The following is a 14,181-nucleotide window of genomic DNA, read 5'->3' on the forward strand; positions in this document are numbered from 1 at the left end:
CTTCCTTCGGCGACCATGCTCATTTCGGGGGCCATGCTCAACTCGCGCCGCGCTGGCGGGCGAGAAGGGCCCGGACTTCCTCCACGAGATCGCCCCGCGCCACCTCGAACTGGCCGGGCCGCTCGTCCTTGTAATCCTCGTGGCTGTCGAAAGCGGCGGCCCTGCGCTTGCCCTCCAGGAGATCCTTCACCTGCACCTTGCCGGCGTCGAACTCGTCGGAGCCGGCGATGACGGCGCAGGGCGCATTGCGGCGGTCGGCGTATTTCAGCTGCGCCTTCATGCCGGAGCCGCCGAGATACATCTCGACGGGGACGACCGGGCCGCCTTCGGCGTTGAGGCCGGCGCGCAGATCGGCGGTGATCTTCTGGTAGTCGGCGAGACGGCTCTTATCCATGACGGTGACGACGACCGGGCCGGTCTCTTCGCCGGCGCCGAGCTTGCCGAGATTCTTCAGCGCCGAGGCAAGGCGCGAGACGCCGAGGGAGAAGCCGGTGGCCGGCGTGTCCTCGCCACGAAAACGGCCGACAAGACCGTCATAGCGCCCGCCACCGCCGACCGAGCCGAAGACCACGGGCTCGCCCTTTTCGTTCGGCACCTCGAAGGTGAGCTGCGCCTCGAAAACGGGGCCGGTGTAGTATTCCAGGCCGCGAACGACGGAGGGATCGATCTGGATGCGGTCCATTCCATAACCAGCAGCACGAACAAGCCCCCTAATTCCCTCGAGCTCGTTGTGGCCTTCGACACAAAGATCGGAATCGTAGAAGCTTCCTGTTCCGGGTTGCAGGAAATACGCTTGATCGATCTCATTGTTGAATGCGACGCCTGAAGCTACGGTGGCATTTACATCTGCCGCAGCTTTGAAAGCTCGCTCCAAGAACTCCATCAGCGTGGCAACCTGATCGGTTCCGAGCCCCGCACCCTTCGTAAAATCCCCGCTCTCGTCCTTGCGGCCTTCGCCGAGAAGCTCGCGAACCCCCTCGATGCCGAGGCGATCCAGCTTGTCGATGGCCCGCAGCACCGTCAGGCGCCTTCCGGCGTTCTCCTCGCCGCCGAGGCCGATCGCCTCCATGATGCCGTCGAGAACCTTGCGGTTGTTGACCTTGATGACGTAGTCGCCGCGGGCGATTCCGAGCGCCTCCATCACGTCGGCGGCCATCATGCAGATCTCGGCATCGGCGGCGACTCCGGCCGGACCGGGGGGCGTGCCGACCGTATCGGCATCGAACTGCATGAACTGGCGGAAGCGGCCGGGGCCGGGCTTTTCGTTCCTGAAGACCCAGCCGGCGCGGTAGCTGCGATAGGGCTTGGGGAGCCGCTCGTAATTTTCCGCCACATAACGGGCGAGCGGCGCCGTCAGATCGTAGCGCAGCGACAGCCAGGCCTCGTCGTCGTCCTGCAGGGAGAAGACGCCCTCGTTCGGCCGGTCCTGATCGGGCAGGAATTTGCCGAGCGCCTCGGTGTATTCGAAGAAGGGCGTTTCCACCGGCTCGAAGCCGTAGCGCTCGTAGACGCGGCGGATCGCGGCGAGCATTTCTTCGCTCGCGCGAATGTCGCCCGCCTCGCGATCGACAAAGCCGCGCGGCAGGCGCGGGGTGAGCCTGTTTCTCTTCGTCTTCTCAGCCATTTTCCGGGTCGTTTCGCTAGCGGGGCGTCGCCGCGCGTCTGTTAGCGGAAGCCCGGCGAGGCGGCAACCGGCGCGACAATGGGCGACGCTGTGTGTGTCTCCGCCGGCGCCAAACCTCTCCCTCGAAGGGAGAGGTCGGCAAGACCCGAGCGGAGCGAAGGGAATGCCGGGTGAGGGTGAAGCCTCATCCGCAAAGGCGCGAGCGCGACGGAACAGTCGAGCGGCAGGGTGTTCTTCTCCCCCTTGGGGGAGAGGACTAGCAGCTGGAGCTTATTCCTGCCCGCTCGCGGGCTCCGCATCTGCTGCGGCTTCCCCCTCACCCGGCTGCCTCCGGCAGCCACCCTCTCCCTCCAGGGGAGAGGGTTGGGAGCATGCGGCGCCGCTTGGCGCTGATGAACGACACGGCGCGAAACCTCTCCCTCGAAGGGAGAGGTCGGCAAGTCCCGAGCGGAGCGAAGGGAATGCCGGGTGAGGGTGAAGCCTCATCCGCAAAGGCGCGAGCGCGACGAAAGAGTCGAGTGGCAGGGTGTTCTTCTCCCCCCTCGGGGGAGAGGACTAGCAGCTGGAGCTTATTCCTGCCCGCTCGCGGGCTCCGCATCTGCTGCGGCTTCCCCCTCACCCGGCCGGCTCCGCCGGCCACCCTCTCCCTCCAGGGGAGAGGGTTGGGAGCATGCGGCGCCGCTTCGGCGCTGATGAACGACACGGCGCGAAACCTCTCCCTCGAAGGGAGAGGTCGGCAAGTCCCGAGCGGAGCGAAGGGAATGCCGGTGAGGGTGAAGCCTCATCCGCAAAGGCGCGAGCGCGACGGAACAGTCGAGCGGCAGGGTGTTCTTCTCCCCCTTGGGGGAGAGGACTAGCAGCTGGAGCTTATTCCTGCCCGCTCGCGGGCTCCGCATCTGCTGCGGCTTCCCCCTCACCCGGCTGCCTCCGGCAGCCACCCTCTCCCTCCAGGGGAGAGGGTTGGGAGCATGCGGCGCCGCTTGGCGCTGATGAACGACACGGCGCGAAACCTCTCCCTCGAAGGGAGAGGTCGGCAAGTCCCGAGCGGAGCGAAGGGAATGCCGGGTGAGGGTGAGGCCTCATCCGCAAAGGCGCGAGCGCGACGGAAGAGTCGAGTGGCAGGGTGTTCTCCCCCCTTGGGCGAGAGGGTTGGGAGCGCGCGGCGGCGCTTCGGCCTAAATGTCCAAGCCGACCGAAGGTTCGCGCCCTAGACCGGGCGCGCGAAAGCGGCGCGGGCCTTCTCGCTCGCCTCGCGGTGCACGCAGCCCTCGATATGGTCGTTGACGAGGCCCATCGCCTGCATGAAGGCGTAGACGGTGGTGGGGCCGACGAAGGACCAGCCGCGCTTCTTCAGCGCCTTGGAAAGCGCCGCCGATTCCTCCGTATGGGCGAGCTTCATCAGCGTCTCGCGGTCGAACCTGCCCGGCCGCCGGTGCTCCTGCGGCTCGAAGCTCCAGACAAAGGCGGCGAGCGAGCCGGCCTCCTCGCGCAATTCCCGCACCCGGCGCGCATTGTTGATCGCCGAGACGATCTTGCCGCGATGGCGGATGATGCCGGCATCGGCGACGAGGCGCTCCACGTCAGCCTCGCCGAAGGCCGCCACCTTCTCCATGTCGAAGCCGGCGAAGGCGCGCCGGAAGTTTTCCCGCTTCCGCAGGATGGTCAGCCAGGACAGGCCGGACTGGAAGCCTTCAAGGCACAGTTTTTCGAAGAGCCGCCGGTCGTCGGCGCTCGGCCTTCCCCATTCTTCGTCGTGATAGCCCTCGTAGAGCGGATCGCCGAGACACCAGAAGCAGCGTGGCCGCCCGTCCGCACCCGGCCCGATCCCGGGTTTTTCCTGTTTCTCGGCAGCGGCCATTCTTCTCCCCGGCGCTTGAATCGGTGCGGGGTGACGATAAGCTGGGCCTGGCTGGAAGGCGAGCCGGGGTGGGCCCTAGATGACACTTGCTGCCACGGGCCGATACACGGCCCTCATCCTTGCGGGCCTTCTTTTGCCGCTTCTCGCCACGGCCGGAACTGCGAGCGCCCTCACCGACCGGCAGCTCAGCGAGAGCTTTCGTAAGGCCGTCCTTGGCGCCGAATATGCCAGCTGGGGCTACGACGCGCGCGTCGTGAAGAAGTTCTCCGGGCCCGTTCGCGTCTATATCGACAATCTCTCCCGCTACGACAGGCGGCGCGAGGTGATGGCCTTCGTGGCCTCGCTGCCCCGGCAGATCTCCGGCCTCAGGCTGGTCACGGCGCGGCAAAGGTGGCAGGCGAACTACCGCATCCATGTGGTCGACCGGGCGCAATACGCGCCGCTGGTGCGCGCCATCTATCGCCAGCCGCGCATGCGCGCGCCCGGCAGGTGCCTGGTGCGCGTCGTCAACGGGGCGCACGGCATCACCGGCGCCGATGCGGTGATCGTCGCGGATGAGGGCGACTATCTCTTCCATCGCTGCCTCGTGGAAGAGGTGCTGCAAGGGCTCGGGCCCCTCAACGACGACGACACGCTTGCCGATTCCGTCTTCAACGACACGACGCGCTTCACCACCTTCACCCGGCACGACCGGATGATCCTCAACATGCTTTACGATCCGCGCATCCGCGCCGGGATGAACCGGCGCGAGGTGGAAAGGGTGCTGCCGGCGGTGTTGCGCGACGTGCGCCGGAGGGTGCGCTGAAGGGCCCGAAGGCGCTTTCAGCCTTCCTTTACCGTCTCCTTCAACGGCCCGTTCACCGTGAATCCGCATCGCAAGGCTTCGTTAACCGAGACTTTTCGAGCCTCGCCTAGCGTCAGCCCCGAGCAAGCGGAAAGTCCACAATCCGCGCCAACGGTTACGGCGAGTCATGCGTATGTCGATCCAGCGTTTCCTCCCCCGTTTCGCCCTCGCGGCGAGCGTCCTGATCGCCCTTTTCTCGGCCCCGATGGCGGCGAGCGCTGCCGGCAACAAGCCGGTGGTGCCGCTGAAGCCGCGCATCCAGTCGGAATGGCTCGACCAGCTTCGCCGCGGCCCCGCCGTGGGCGGGGCGTACCGGCCCGTGATCCTGACGCAGGCGCAGCAGCCCCAGTATCGCCAGCGCAAGGGCCTGCTGCAGCTCATGTTCCAGCCACAGCCGCCGCGCCAGCCCGCCGAGCGACAGGTGGGTTCGCGGGCGACCGCCAAGCCCCGCCTCTACGCCCAGCCGCAGCCGCAGCTTTACGAGCAGCGCCAGCCGGCGATGTATCCCGCGCCGGGAACACGCGCGCCGCAGCCGCGCCAGATGCGCCCCTCGCGCCCGCCGGCCTACGCCAACTATCCGCGCCCGCTCTACCTGCAGGAGCGTCCGCGCCAGGCCCCGGTTGCAAGGGCGCCGCAGCGGGCAACGCCCGCCGCGGTCGTGCGGCCCGCGCCGGCGACCGCCGTGCGGGCAAAGCCGCGCCACGAAATCGATCCCGCCTTCCTGCCGACCATGGTCGATTATGCGAGCGACAAGGCGCCGGGCACGATCGTCATCGATACGGACAACCGCTACCTCTATCTCGTCATGGCGGGCGGCAAGGCGAAGCGCTACGGCGTCGGCGTCGGCCGGCCGGGCTTCGAGTGGGCCGGCACGCATCAGGTGACCCGCAAGGCCGAATGGCCGGGCTGGACGCCGCCGGCCGAGATGCGGGCGCGCCAGCCGGGCCTGCCCGTGCATATGGAGGGCGGGCCCGACAATCCGCTCGGCGCGCGCGCCCTTTATCTCGGCTCGACGCTTTACCGCATTCACGGCTCCAACCAGCCCTGGACGATCGGCCATGCCGTCTCCTCCGGCTGCATCCGCATGCGCAACGAAGACGTCATCGACCTTTACGAGCGCGTCGGCGTCGGCACGAAGGTCGTGGTCCTCTAGGAACGGGTTCCAAGAGCTGCGTGGTCCGGCGAGGACCCGCGGGGCCGCCGGGGTCGGGGGACGCCGGCGGCCTCCCATCGCCGGGATCACAGTCCGGCGGGAAACCGCAAGGCTCGCGGCGAGTTGTTCGAACATGCCTTGCCGATGGCCAAGGCGTTTTTTAGAAAATGTCCAACCATCCAGGGGATTGATTCGTGCGCACCGGATTTTCGCTTCGCATCGGCCGAGCCGCGCTTGCGGCCGTCATCGCTCTTTCCGTTACCGCCTTCTCGCTGACCGGCGTGGCGCAGGCGCTCACCTTTTTCGATCCGGTGAGCGGCAGCTTCAAGACCATCGACCAGCGCTATTCGACAAACCGCAAGCCGCCGGCAAAGTATAACCGCCAGACGGTCCGCTATACCGGCGGCGAGGCGCCCGGCACGATCATCATCGATTCCAGCCGGCACTTCCTCTTCTTCGTCCTGCCCGGCAACCGCGCCGTGCGCTACGGCGTCGGCGTCGGCCGGGAAGGCTTCGGCTGGAAGGGCAAGGTGCGTGTGGCGCGCAAGACGGAATGGCCGCGCTGGATCCCGCCGCGGGAAATGATCTCGCGCGAGCCCCGGCTGAAGAAATACGCCGGCGGCATGCCGGGCGGTCCGAGCAATCCGCTCGGGGCACGGGCGCTCTACCTCTTCGACGGCGGGCGCGACACGCTTTACCGCATCCACGGCACCAACGAGCCGTGGACGATCGGCCTCAACGTCTCGTCGGGCTGCATCCGCCTCAACAACGACGACATCATAGACCTCTATGGGCGGGTGCAGGTCGGCGCGCCGGTCGTGGTCCTCTGACCGGAAAAGTGCGGTGGGCGGCGCGGCAGCGCCGCCCGAATTTCGTCACATTGACGTGAAGTGGAACGTTTCCAGCGCTTGAGCATTGTTGCTCCGTTGAAACGGCGCGCGGTGGGCACCCCCCACGTCACCGCGCGGCGAAACGGAGGCACAATATGCGTTCTATCCTCGCCAGGACCCTGATGACGACGGCGGCTCTCGCGGTCGGTCTTTCGACAATCGCGCCGATCGCCGCGAATGCGCAGACGCTGCGCTATTTCGATCCGGTGGCCCGGCAGGTGGTGAACGTGGAGCCGCCGCGGCATGCGAGCCGCGGCCCGGCCCCGGAATATCGCCGCCACATCGTCGCCTATGACGGCCCCGAGGCGCCCGGCACGATCGTCATCGATTCACAGAACAAGTTCCTCTACTTCGTCCAGCCGGGCGGCCAGGCGATCCGCTACGGCGTCGGCGTCGGGCGCGAAGGCTTCGGCTGGCAAGGTGTGGTTCAGGTCGGCGCCAAGGCCGAATGGCCGACATGGACGCCGCCGGCCGAGATGATCGCCCGCGAGCCGCGCCTCGTGGAGTATTCGGAAGGCATGCCCGGCGGCCCGGACAACCCGCTCGGCGCGCGCGCCCTTTATCTCTTCGACCACGGCAAGGACACGATGTACCGCATCCACGGCACCAACGAGCCCTGGACGATCGGCCACAACGTTTCCTCCGGCTGCATCCGGATGATGAACCACGACGTCATCGAGCTGCACTATCTCGCCCGAAAGGGCGCCAAGGTGATCGTACGCTAGGACCGCCTCCCCCAAGAGGCACTTCTCTCTCTCGCTCTCGCCCCGGTTCTGGTTCGCCAGGCCGGGGCGTTTACGTTTGCGCGTCTAGACCTCCACGCCGTCGTCGCCGAGCGCGTCCTTCACGTAGAGTTCCCGCACGAAGACGATGATGACGGAGAGAAGCGGCACGGCCAGCGCCACGCCGAGGCCGCCCAGGACGGCGGCGAAGACGAGCTGGGTGGAAAGCGTCAGAGCCGGCGGCAGCGAGGTCGTCTTCTGCTGCACCACCGGCTGGGTCACGTTGCTCTCCAGCGCCTGGATCAGCACGTAGGCGCCGAGGCCCCAAAGAGCCATGGTCGGCGAAACGGAAAAGCCGGCGAGGATGATGACGACGCCGGCAATGGCCGGGCCGAGCGTCGGAATGAAGGCGAGGAGCCCGGCCTGCAGGGCGAGCAGGAAGTTGTAGGGCATGCCGATCAGCCAAAGAACGAGCCAGCTTGCCGCGAAGATGATCGACATGGAGATCGCCTGCCCCGCCATCCACCAGCCGAGGTTCTCCGCCGCGCTCTCGACGACCTCGCGCAGGCGCGCGCGCCGCTGGGACGGCACGAGATGCAGGAGGCCGCGCAGATAGGTGCGCGGATCCCAGGACAGGAAGATGCCCAGGAAGAGGACGATGACGAAGTTGGCGAGGCCGCCGAAGAAGCCGCTCAGCATGCGCCTGAAATCGCCGAACACCGACTGAAGATCGGGCATCACCTTGGAGAGCTGCATGTCTCCGGCCTGCGACATGAAGCCGAGGCCGAGATCGGACAGTTCGGCATTCCAGCTGCGCAGGAGTTCGTCGGTATGGCTCGCGAACTCGCTCGCCTGGACGACCAGCGCCGAACCTCCCCAGCCGACGACGACCCCGATCGCGGCCAGGAAGGCGAGGTAGATCACCGGCTTGACGTGTTTGCCGGACAGCCCGGTCAACCGCTCGATCGGCGCGGCGAGAAAGCTGAACGCCGCCGCGAGCACGATACCGGCGAAGACGAGAAGCAACGCCTTCGAGGCCATCCATATCAGGAACAATAACGCCGCGATCCCAAGAAATATCGCAGGGCCGCGCACTTCAACCTTTTCCATCAAATTCTCTCTTTCATCAAATCCTTCACCCGGGCCGATGCGCGCCCCGTGCGGTGGCTGGCCTTGGCCAAACGTGCGATGCTTGCCAGGGTTGCGATCCGGGCGGGCTTGTGTTTGGTCACTCGCGGCCCCGCCCGCTGCCACATGCGGGCCCAGCTTCGCTTGAACGGCGGATCGACAGCCTTGGGGGAGACGCGAATGGAAGCGGCACAGATGACGGAATCGGGAACCTTCGAAGCCGATGACGGCGACACGCTGGGCGGAAGGATCGTCCGGGCCCGCGACGCCCTCGGCCTTTCCACCGCGCAGCTCGCCCGCCGGCTGGGCGTGAAGACGGCGACGCTGGCGCAATGGGAGAACGATCGCGCCGAGCCGCGCTCCAACCGTCTGCGCAATCTCGCCGGCATTCTCGGCGTCAGCCCGATCTGGTTGCTCGTCGGCCGCGGCGAGGCGCCCCCCGAGGAGGAGCCGCTCGCCCAGGAGGCGGCGATGCTGCGCACCGAGATCGTCCAGCTTTCGGAAGAGGCGCTGGCCCTGTCGCGGCGGCTGCGGGAGACGGCCGATCGCCTCGACCGGCTGCGCGAAAGCGCCGGCCGCGGCGACTGAGAGATCAGGAGCGCTGCTGCGCCGGGCGCGGGCTTAGCCGCGCCTCGTCGAGACAGCGGAAATATCGCTCTTCGGCCTCGCCCCGCTTCAGCGTCAAGGCCCCGTCCTCGGCAAGAAGGAAGACGAGCCTTTCATCCGCCATTTCAGCGGAAGCGTCCGGAGCGCAATTGGCGAGAACGTCGAGCCGGCCCGACGCCGGGCTGAGCGCCTGCTTGAAACGGCATTGGGCGCTGCCTTTGGTGAAGCCGCCGCGCTCCACCCGCAGGAGCGGGCTCGCATCGTCCTCGCCGGCGAGGCAGGCCTGGTCGGTCGGCGCCCAGCGGCCGGTAAGCTCGGCCAGCAGCGCCATCGCCCTCTGGGGATCGTGGTCCGGCGCGGCGTCCTGGGCGGCGGCGGGAAGGAACGCCAGCAACCCCGCAGACAGGCACGCGGCCCAAACATATCCGGCTTTCCTCATCGCGGCCCTTTCGCCGTGTCTCTCCGGAAAGCAACTAGGGTAGGCGCGGACGGAAGCCAGAACGCGGCTCAGATCCGGGCGGGACGCGGCGAGCGGGATAGCGCGGCCGGCGCCGGCCCGCCGGTCGCCCAGTCGAGCAGCTCCACCGTGTGCAGGATCGGGATTTTCGTGCCGGAGCGGATCTGCATGATGCAGCCGATATTGCCGGTGGCGATCACCTCCGGCTCCACGCTCTCGATATTGGCGACCTTCCTGTCGCGGAGCCGGCCGGCGATGGCCGGCTGGAGAAGGTTGTAGGTGCCGGCCGAACCGCAGCACAGATGCCCCTCCGGGACGCCGAGCACCTCAAAGCCCGCCTTCTCCAGGATGGCGCGCGGCTCCTTCACCACCTTCTGGCCGTGCTGGAGAGAACAGGCGGCGTGATAGGCGACCTTCAGGCCGCCGCCTGCGACCGGCTCCGGCAGATCGAGCCTGGCAAGATATTCCGAGACATCCATGGCGATGGCGGCGACGCGCGCCGCCCGCTCGCGCCATGCCGGGTGAGCGGCGAAGAGATGGCCGTAATCCTTGATGGTGGTGCCGCAGCCGGAGGTGGTGATGAGGATGGCGTCGAGCCCCTCGCCTTCCATCTCGGCGATCCAGGCGGCGATGTTCCGGCGCGCGAGCGGCAGGGCCTCGTCCTCGCGGCCCATATGGTGGACGAGGCCGCCGCAGCAGCCCTCGCCCTTCGGCAGAACCACCTCGATGCCGGCGCGGTTGAGGAGCCGGATCGTGGCGGCGTTGATCCCCGGATCGAGCACCGGCTGAGCGCAGCCGGTGAGAAGCGCGACACGCCCCTTGCGCTCGCCCTTCGGCCGAAAGGTGTTGCCGGGCTCGGCCATCTTGCCACCATCCGGGATCTCGCCGGGCGCGAGCGCGAGCATCGCGGCCATCTGCCGGAAGGGGCCACCGAGCGCCTTCATCAGGGGGCCCGCCGGGCGGCCGAGCCGGGCGGCGTTGAGGGCGGCACGGAAGCGCTCGCGATGGGGCAGGATGCGCGCGAGTGCCTCGCGCATCAGCCTGTCGCGCAGCGGCCGGCGATAGGTCTTCTCGATATGGACGCGCGCCTGGTCGACGAGGTGCATGTAGTCGACGCCCGAGGGGCAGGTCGTCATGCAGGAATAGCAGGAGAGGCAGCGGTCGATATGCAGCGCCACCTCGGCCGAGGCGGGCTTTTCGGCCTCGAACATGTCCTTGATGAGGTAGATGCGCCCGCGCGGGCTGTCGAGCTCGTTGCCGAGCTCGACGTAGGTCGGGCAGGTGGCGAGGCAGAAGCCGCAATGCACGCATTTGCGCAGGATCTGGTCGGCTTCGGCGATGCGCGGGTCGGCAAGCTGGGCGGGGGTGAAGGCGGTCTGCATCGTCAGGCGCCCATCCTGCCAGGGTTCAAAATCCCCCGCGGATCGAAACTCTCCTTCAGCCGCTTCGACAGCGCCGCCAGCGCCTCCGGCTGCGGCTGGAACGGCGAGACGCCGGTCCGGAGCGCCGCCGGACCGCGCACGAGCGTCGCGTGCCCGCCACCGGAAGCGGCGAGGGCGCTGCGGATCTTCATCGCGCCGGCATCCTCGATGTCGTCCTCGACCGAGAGCCAGACGAGACCGCCCGACCAGTCGTAGAACCAACGCAGGCGGCCCGTCTCCGGCTCGCTCGCCAGCGCGCCCATGAGCGCAGCGCCGGCGCGCGGGGCGACGCTGATGCGCCAGAGCGGGCGTTCCTCGCCCTGAAACGGGGCGGCGTCGCGGATCTTCTTCCACAGATCCTCCGAGGCCGGCACGTCCAGCACTTCCACCGGGCCCTGCGGCTCCGTCAGCTTCTTCAGCGCCGCCGAGCGGTAGGCGACGGAGGTCGGAAAGCCTTCGAGGCGCAGCGCCGTCACGGCATCGGAGCCGAGGCCGAAATCGGCGACCGTCTCCGCCGGCAGATGCGCGGCGCCCGATACCTCCAGCGCCGAGCCCATGGTGGCGCACATCGCCTGGCCGGCCGCCTCGTCGGAAAGGCCCTTCACCAGAACGGTCGCCACACGCTCGGCCCTCGGCAGGACCTTGAAGGTGAGGTCCGTGACGACCGCGAGCGTGCCCCAGGAGCCGGCAAGCCCCTTGGAGAGGTCGTAGCCGGTGACGTTCTTGACGACGCGCCCGCCCGACTTGAAGGCCTCGCCACGGCCGGAGACGGCGGCAAGACCGAGAACATGGTCGCGCGCCGCGCCGGCCTTGATGCGGCGCGGGCCGGCAAGGTTCGCGGCATAGACGCCGCCGAGCGTGCCCGAGCCCGCCTCGCCGCCGAAGAGCGGGGCGTAGTCGATCGGCTCGAAGGCAAGCTCCTGGTTGGCGTCGCGCAACAGCTTTTCGACCTCGGAGAGCGGCGTACCGGCCTTGGCCGACAGGACGAGTTCGTCGGGCTCGTAAAGCGTGACGCCCGCAAGCCCGGAAACGTCGAGCGTGTACTCGGCCTGCACCGGCCGGCCGATGCCGCGCTTGGAGCCGTGCCCGAGGATTTCCAGCGGCACCTCCTCGGCGGCCGCCCAGGCGACGACGTCGAGCAGGCCGGCATCGGTCTCGGGCCGAAGACGCTCAGCCATGCCATGGCTCGAAGAACAGGCCCTGAATGCTGGATTCAAGCATCTTCAGAACCGCGGAATGTCGGGGAAGGCTAGCTCGCCCTTGTGGACGTGCATGCGGCCGAGCTCGGCGCACAGATGCAGCTCCGGAAAGACCTTGCCGGGATTGAGGAGCTGGCGCGGATCGAAGGCGCATTTGATCCGCTCCTGCTGGGCAAGGTCCGCCTCGTTGAACATGGTGCCCATCAGGTCGCGCTTTTCCACGCCGACGCCGTGCTCGCCGGTCAGCACCCCGCCGACCTCCACGCAGAGCTTCAGAATCTCCGCGCCAAAAGCCTCGGCACGCTCCAGTTCGTCGGGCTTGTTGGCATCGTAGAGGATGAGCGGATGGAGGTTGCCATCGCCGGCGTGGAATACGTTGGCGACCTTGAGGCCGTATTCGGCCTCCATCTCCTTCATGCGGGCGAGGACCTTCGGCAGCGCCTTCCTCGGGATGGTGCCGTCCATGCAGTAATAATCCGGCGAGATGCGACCGACGGCCGGAAAGGCCGCCTTGCGCCCGGCCCAGAAGACCGCCCTCTCCTCCTCGCTCTGCGAAACACGGAGATTGGCGGCGTTGTTGTCTTCCGCGATCGCCTTCACCCTGGCGATCAGCTCGTCGACCTCCTCGCCCGGCCCGTCGAGCTCGACAATGAGGAGCGCCTCCACGTCGAGCGGGTAGCCGGCATGGACGAAATCCTCCGCCGCGTGGATCGCCGGACGGTCCATCATCTCCATGCCGCCGGGGATGATGCCGGCGCCGATGATGTCGCCGACGCAGCGGCCGGCATCCTCGTTGGTGGGAAAGCCTATGAGGAGAGCGCGCGCCGTCTCCGGCGAGCGCAGGATGCGCACGGTGACCTCGGTGACGACGCCGAGAAGGCCTTCGGAGCCCGTCATCAGCCCGAGAAGGTCGAAGCCCTCGGCGTCGAGGTGCTTGCCGCCAAGGCGGATCACCTCGCCGGTGATCAGCACCATTTCCACGCCGAGGACGTTGTTGGTCGTGAGTCCGTATTTGAGGCAGTGCACGCCGCCGGAATTTTCCGCCACGTTGCCGCCGATGGAGCAGGCGATCTGCGAGGACGGGTCGGGCGCGTAATAGAAGCCGCGATGCTCGACGGCGCGGGTAACGGCAAGGTTGGTGACGCCCGGCTGCACGACGGCGACCCGGTTGTCGAAATCGACCTCCAGCACCTTGTTGAAGCGCGACATGACGAGGAGGACGCCATCGGCGAGCGGAAGCGCGCCGCCCGACAGAGAGGTGCCGGAACCGCGCGGCACGACGCGGATCGAATTGTCGTGGCAGTAGCGCAGGATGCGGCTGACCTGCGCGACCGTCTCGGGCAGAACGACGACCATCGGCAGCTGGCGATAGGCCGTGAGGCCGTCGGTCTCGAAGGGACGCATGCCGTCGGGATCGGATACGACCCCCTCGCCCGGCACGATCCGGCGCAACTCGGCGGCGATCTCCTCGCGCCGCGCCAGGATCTCGGCCTTCGGGCGAGGCATCGCTACGCTCATCTTTCCTCCACCGTTCTTCGCCTGCCGGTTGGTCCCGGTCTGATCGGCGAGCCGCCGACACTATCAGGCAAATTGAGCGCCGGTAGCAACCATAGCGCGATGTCGCATTGCCTTTGCGCGATGGCCGTCCCCTTGTAGACGATGAAGCCTTGTGCTCCATTTCAGGCCCTGAGGGGGAAACCCAAGGCCAGCGATAACAGGAGTAATCCCAATGAAAAGGATTTTGCCAGCCATCGTCAGCGTGGCGGCTATCCTGGTAGCGAGCAACGCTCTCGCCCAGGATGACCTCGTGAAAAAAGGCGAGGTCGTCTACAAGAAATGCGCCGCCTGCCACGCTGTCGGCGAAGGCGCCAAGAACCGTGTCGGCCCGGAACAGAACAACATCTTCGGCCGCGTCGCCGGAACGGAGCCGTCATTCAATTATTCTCCGGCCATGAAGGCCGCGGGTGAAGCTGGTCTGGTGTGGACTGAGCAGTCTCTATCGGAATATCTGAAGGCGCCGCGCGACTACGTGCCGAAGACCAAGATGATCTTCCCCGGCCTGAAGAAGCAGGAAGACATCGACGCGGTCATCGCGTACCTCAAGACCTTCGATACGGACGGCATGCCCGAGCCGGGCGCGAGCACCTACACGCCGCCGTCCTGATCGACGGGCCTCTCCGAGGCCGCTTGAACAAGCACATGCGACCGGGCGTCCGATGGGCGCCCGGTTTCTTTTTGAATGATTTTAGACTGCGTCGGATTGTCTCTCCCGGCCGGCG

Annotated in this window: 13 protein-coding genes; 6 read left to right on the forward strand and 7 right to left on the reverse strand. The window is 67.4% G+C overall.

All coding sequences use genetic code 11. The annotated features are described in order from the left end of the window. Nucleotides 1-37 precede the first annotated feature (37 nt). Nucleotides 38-1,624, reverse strand: coding sequence for a histidine--tRNA ligase (gene hisS, locus CLD20_RS09550; protein ID WP_224406386.1), 1,587 nt, complete (start codon nucleotides 1,622-1,624; stop codon nucleotides 38-40). A 1,207-nt stretch (nucleotides 1,625-2,831) separates the two neighbouring features. After that, complete coding sequence (locus CLD20_RS09555; RefSeq protein ID WP_224406387.1) at nucleotides 2,832-3,482, reverse strand: DNA-3-methyladenine glycosylase I; 651 nt, start codon at nucleotides 3,480-3,482, stop codon at nucleotides 2,832-2,834. Between the two features lie 79 nt (nucleotides 3,483-3,561). Here CLD20_RS09555 and CLD20_RS09560 point away from each other — a divergent pair, with 79 nt between their 5' ends. The 4 genes from CLD20_RS09560 to CLD20_RS09575 all read left to right on the forward strand — a co-directional run bounded on the left by CLD20_RS09560 (nucleotide 3,562) and on the right by CLD20_RS09575 (nucleotide 7,094). Beyond that, nucleotides 3,562-4,287 (forward strand): DUF2927 domain-containing protein, encoded by a 726-nt coding sequence (locus CLD20_RS09560; RefSeq protein WP_224406388.1) that lies wholly within the window; start codon nucleotides 3,562-3,564, stop codon nucleotides 4,285-4,287. 538 nt (nucleotides 4,288-4,825) lie between these two features. Continuing rightward, nucleotides 4,826-5,479 (forward strand): L,D-transpeptidase family protein, encoded by a 654-nt coding sequence (locus CLD20_RS09565; protein WP_370636852.1) that lies wholly within the window; start codon nucleotides 4,826-4,828, stop codon nucleotides 5,477-5,479. A 194-nt stretch (nucleotides 5,480-5,673) separates the two neighbouring features. Continuing rightward, the gene (locus tag CLD20_RS09570; protein ID WP_224406389.1) at nucleotides 5,674-6,309 is read left to right on the forward strand and encodes a L,D-transpeptidase; all 636 of its coding nucleotides are present in this window, start codon (nucleotides 5,674-5,676) and stop codon (nucleotides 6,307-6,309) included. A 155-nt stretch (nucleotides 6,310-6,464) separates the two neighbouring features. Then, on the forward strand, nucleotides 6,465-7,094 hold the full coding sequence (locus tag CLD20_RS09575; protein ID WP_370636848.1) for a L,D-transpeptidase: 630 nt from the start codon (nucleotides 6,465-6,467) through the stop codon (nucleotides 7,092-7,094). An 84-nt stretch (nucleotides 7,095-7,178) separates the two neighbouring features. On the opposite strand, the gene CLD20_RS09580 is transcribed toward CLD20_RS09575, so the two are convergent. Further along, the gene (locus CLD20_RS09580) at nucleotides 7,179-8,201 is read right to left on the reverse strand and encodes an AI-2E family transporter (RefSeq protein ID WP_224406390.1); all 1,023 of its coding nucleotides are present in this window, start codon (nucleotides 8,199-8,201) and stop codon (nucleotides 7,179-7,181) included. Between the two features lie 198 nt (nucleotides 8,202-8,399). On the opposite strand from CLD20_RS09580, the gene CLD20_RS09585 reads away from it, so the two are divergent. Next, a complete protein-coding gene (locus tag CLD20_RS09585; RefSeq protein ID WP_224406391.1) occupies nucleotides 8,400-8,807 on the forward strand; it encodes a helix-turn-helix domain-containing protein in 408 nt (135 codons plus the stop codon). Between the two features lie 4 nt (nucleotides 8,808-8,811). Here the strand turns inward: CLD20_RS09585 and CLD20_RS09590 are convergent, their stop codons facing one another. The 4 genes from CLD20_RS09590 to CLD20_RS09605 all read right to left on the reverse strand — a co-directional run bounded on the left by CLD20_RS09590 (nucleotide 8,812) and on the right by CLD20_RS09605 (nucleotide 13,420). Next, a complete protein-coding gene (locus CLD20_RS09590; RefSeq protein ID WP_224406392.1) occupies nucleotides 8,812-9,264 on the reverse strand; it encodes a hypothetical protein in 453 nt (150 codons plus the stop codon). Nucleotides 9,265-9,332: 68 nt separating this feature from the next. After that, complete coding sequence (glcF, locus tag CLD20_RS09595) at nucleotides 9,333-10,664, reverse strand: glycolate oxidase subunit GlcF (RefSeq protein ID WP_224406393.1); 1,332 nt, start codon at nucleotides 10,662-10,664, stop codon at nucleotides 9,333-9,335. Nucleotides 10,665-10,666: 2 nt separating this feature from the next. Next, nucleotides 10,667-11,881 carry an FAD-binding protein gene (locus CLD20_RS09600; protein ID WP_224406394.1) on the reverse strand — a complete coding sequence of 405 codons (1,215 nt, stop codon included), beginning with the start codon at nucleotides 11,879-11,881 and terminating at the stop codon, nucleotides 10,667-10,669. Between the two features lie 45 nt (nucleotides 11,882-11,926). Beyond that, complete coding sequence (locus tag CLD20_RS09605; RefSeq protein WP_224406395.1) at nucleotides 11,927-13,420, reverse strand: FAD-linked oxidase C-terminal domain-containing protein; 1,494 nt, start codon at nucleotides 13,418-13,420, stop codon at nucleotides 11,927-11,929. Nucleotides 13,421-13,631: 211 nt separating this feature from the next. Between CLD20_RS09605 and CLD20_RS09610 the strand changes: the two genes are divergently transcribed. After that, nucleotides 13,632-14,066 carry a cytochrome c family protein gene (locus CLD20_RS09610; RefSeq protein ID WP_224406396.1) on the forward strand — a complete coding sequence of 145 codons (435 nt, stop codon included), beginning with the start codon at nucleotides 13,632-13,634 and terminating at the stop codon, nucleotides 14,064-14,066. Nucleotides 14,067-14,181 lie beyond the last annotated feature (115 nt).

This window comes from Afifella sp. IM 167, from assembly GCF_020144925.1.
Taxonomy (GTDB): Bacteria; Pseudomonadota; Alphaproteobacteria; order Rhizobiales; family Afifellaceae; genus Afifella.

What these genes read in the sequence shown, in the direction of transcription:
- hisS (WP_224406386.1), bottom strand. Translation starts at nt 1,624, where the DNA reads ATGGCTGAGAAGACGAAGAGAAACAGGCTCACCCCGCGCCTGCCGCGC.
- CLD20_RS09555 (WP_224406387.1), bottom strand. Translation starts at nt 3,482, where the DNA reads ATGGCCGCTGCCGAGAAACAGGAAAAACCCGGGATCGGGCCGGGTGCG.
- CLD20_RS09560 (WP_224406388.1), top strand. Translation starts at nt 3,562, where the DNA reads ATGACACTTGCTGCCACGGGCCGATACACGGCCCTCATCCTTGCGGGC.
- CLD20_RS09565 (WP_370636852.1), top strand. Translation starts at nt 4,826, where the DNA reads ATGTATCCCGCGCCGGGAACACGCGCGCCGCAGCCGCGCCAGATGCGC.
- CLD20_RS09575 (WP_370636848.1), top strand. Translation starts at nt 6,465, where the DNA reads ATGCGTTCTATCCTCGCCAGGACCCTGATGACGACGGCGGCTCTCGCG.
- CLD20_RS09580 (WP_224406390.1), bottom strand. Translation starts at nt 8,201, where the DNA reads ATGGAAAAGGTTGAAGTGCGCGGCCCTGCGATATTTCTTGGGATCGCG.
- CLD20_RS09585 (WP_224406391.1), top strand. Translation starts at nt 8,400, where the DNA reads ATGGAAGCGGCACAGATGACGGAATCGGGAACCTTCGAAGCCGATGAC.
- CLD20_RS09590 (WP_224406392.1), bottom strand. Translation starts at nt 9,264, where the DNA reads ATGAGGAAAGCCGGATATGTTTGGGCCGCGTGCCTGTCTGCGGGGTTG.
- glcF (WP_224406393.1), bottom strand. Translation starts at nt 10,664, where the DNA reads ATGCAGACCGCCTTCACCCCCGCCCAGCTTGCCGACCCGCGCATCGCC.
- CLD20_RS09600 (WP_224406394.1), bottom strand. Translation starts at nt 11,881, where the DNA reads ATGGCTGAGCGTCTTCGGCCCGAGACCGATGCCGGCCTGCTCGACGTC.
- CLD20_RS09605 (WP_224406395.1), bottom strand. Translation starts at nt 13,420, where the DNA reads ATGAGCGTAGCGATGCCTCGCCCGAAGGCCGAGATCCTGGCGCGGCGC.
- CLD20_RS09610 (WP_224406396.1), top strand. Translation starts at nt 13,632, where the DNA reads ATGAAAAGGATTTTGCCAGCCATCGTCAGCGTGGCGGCTATCCTGGTA.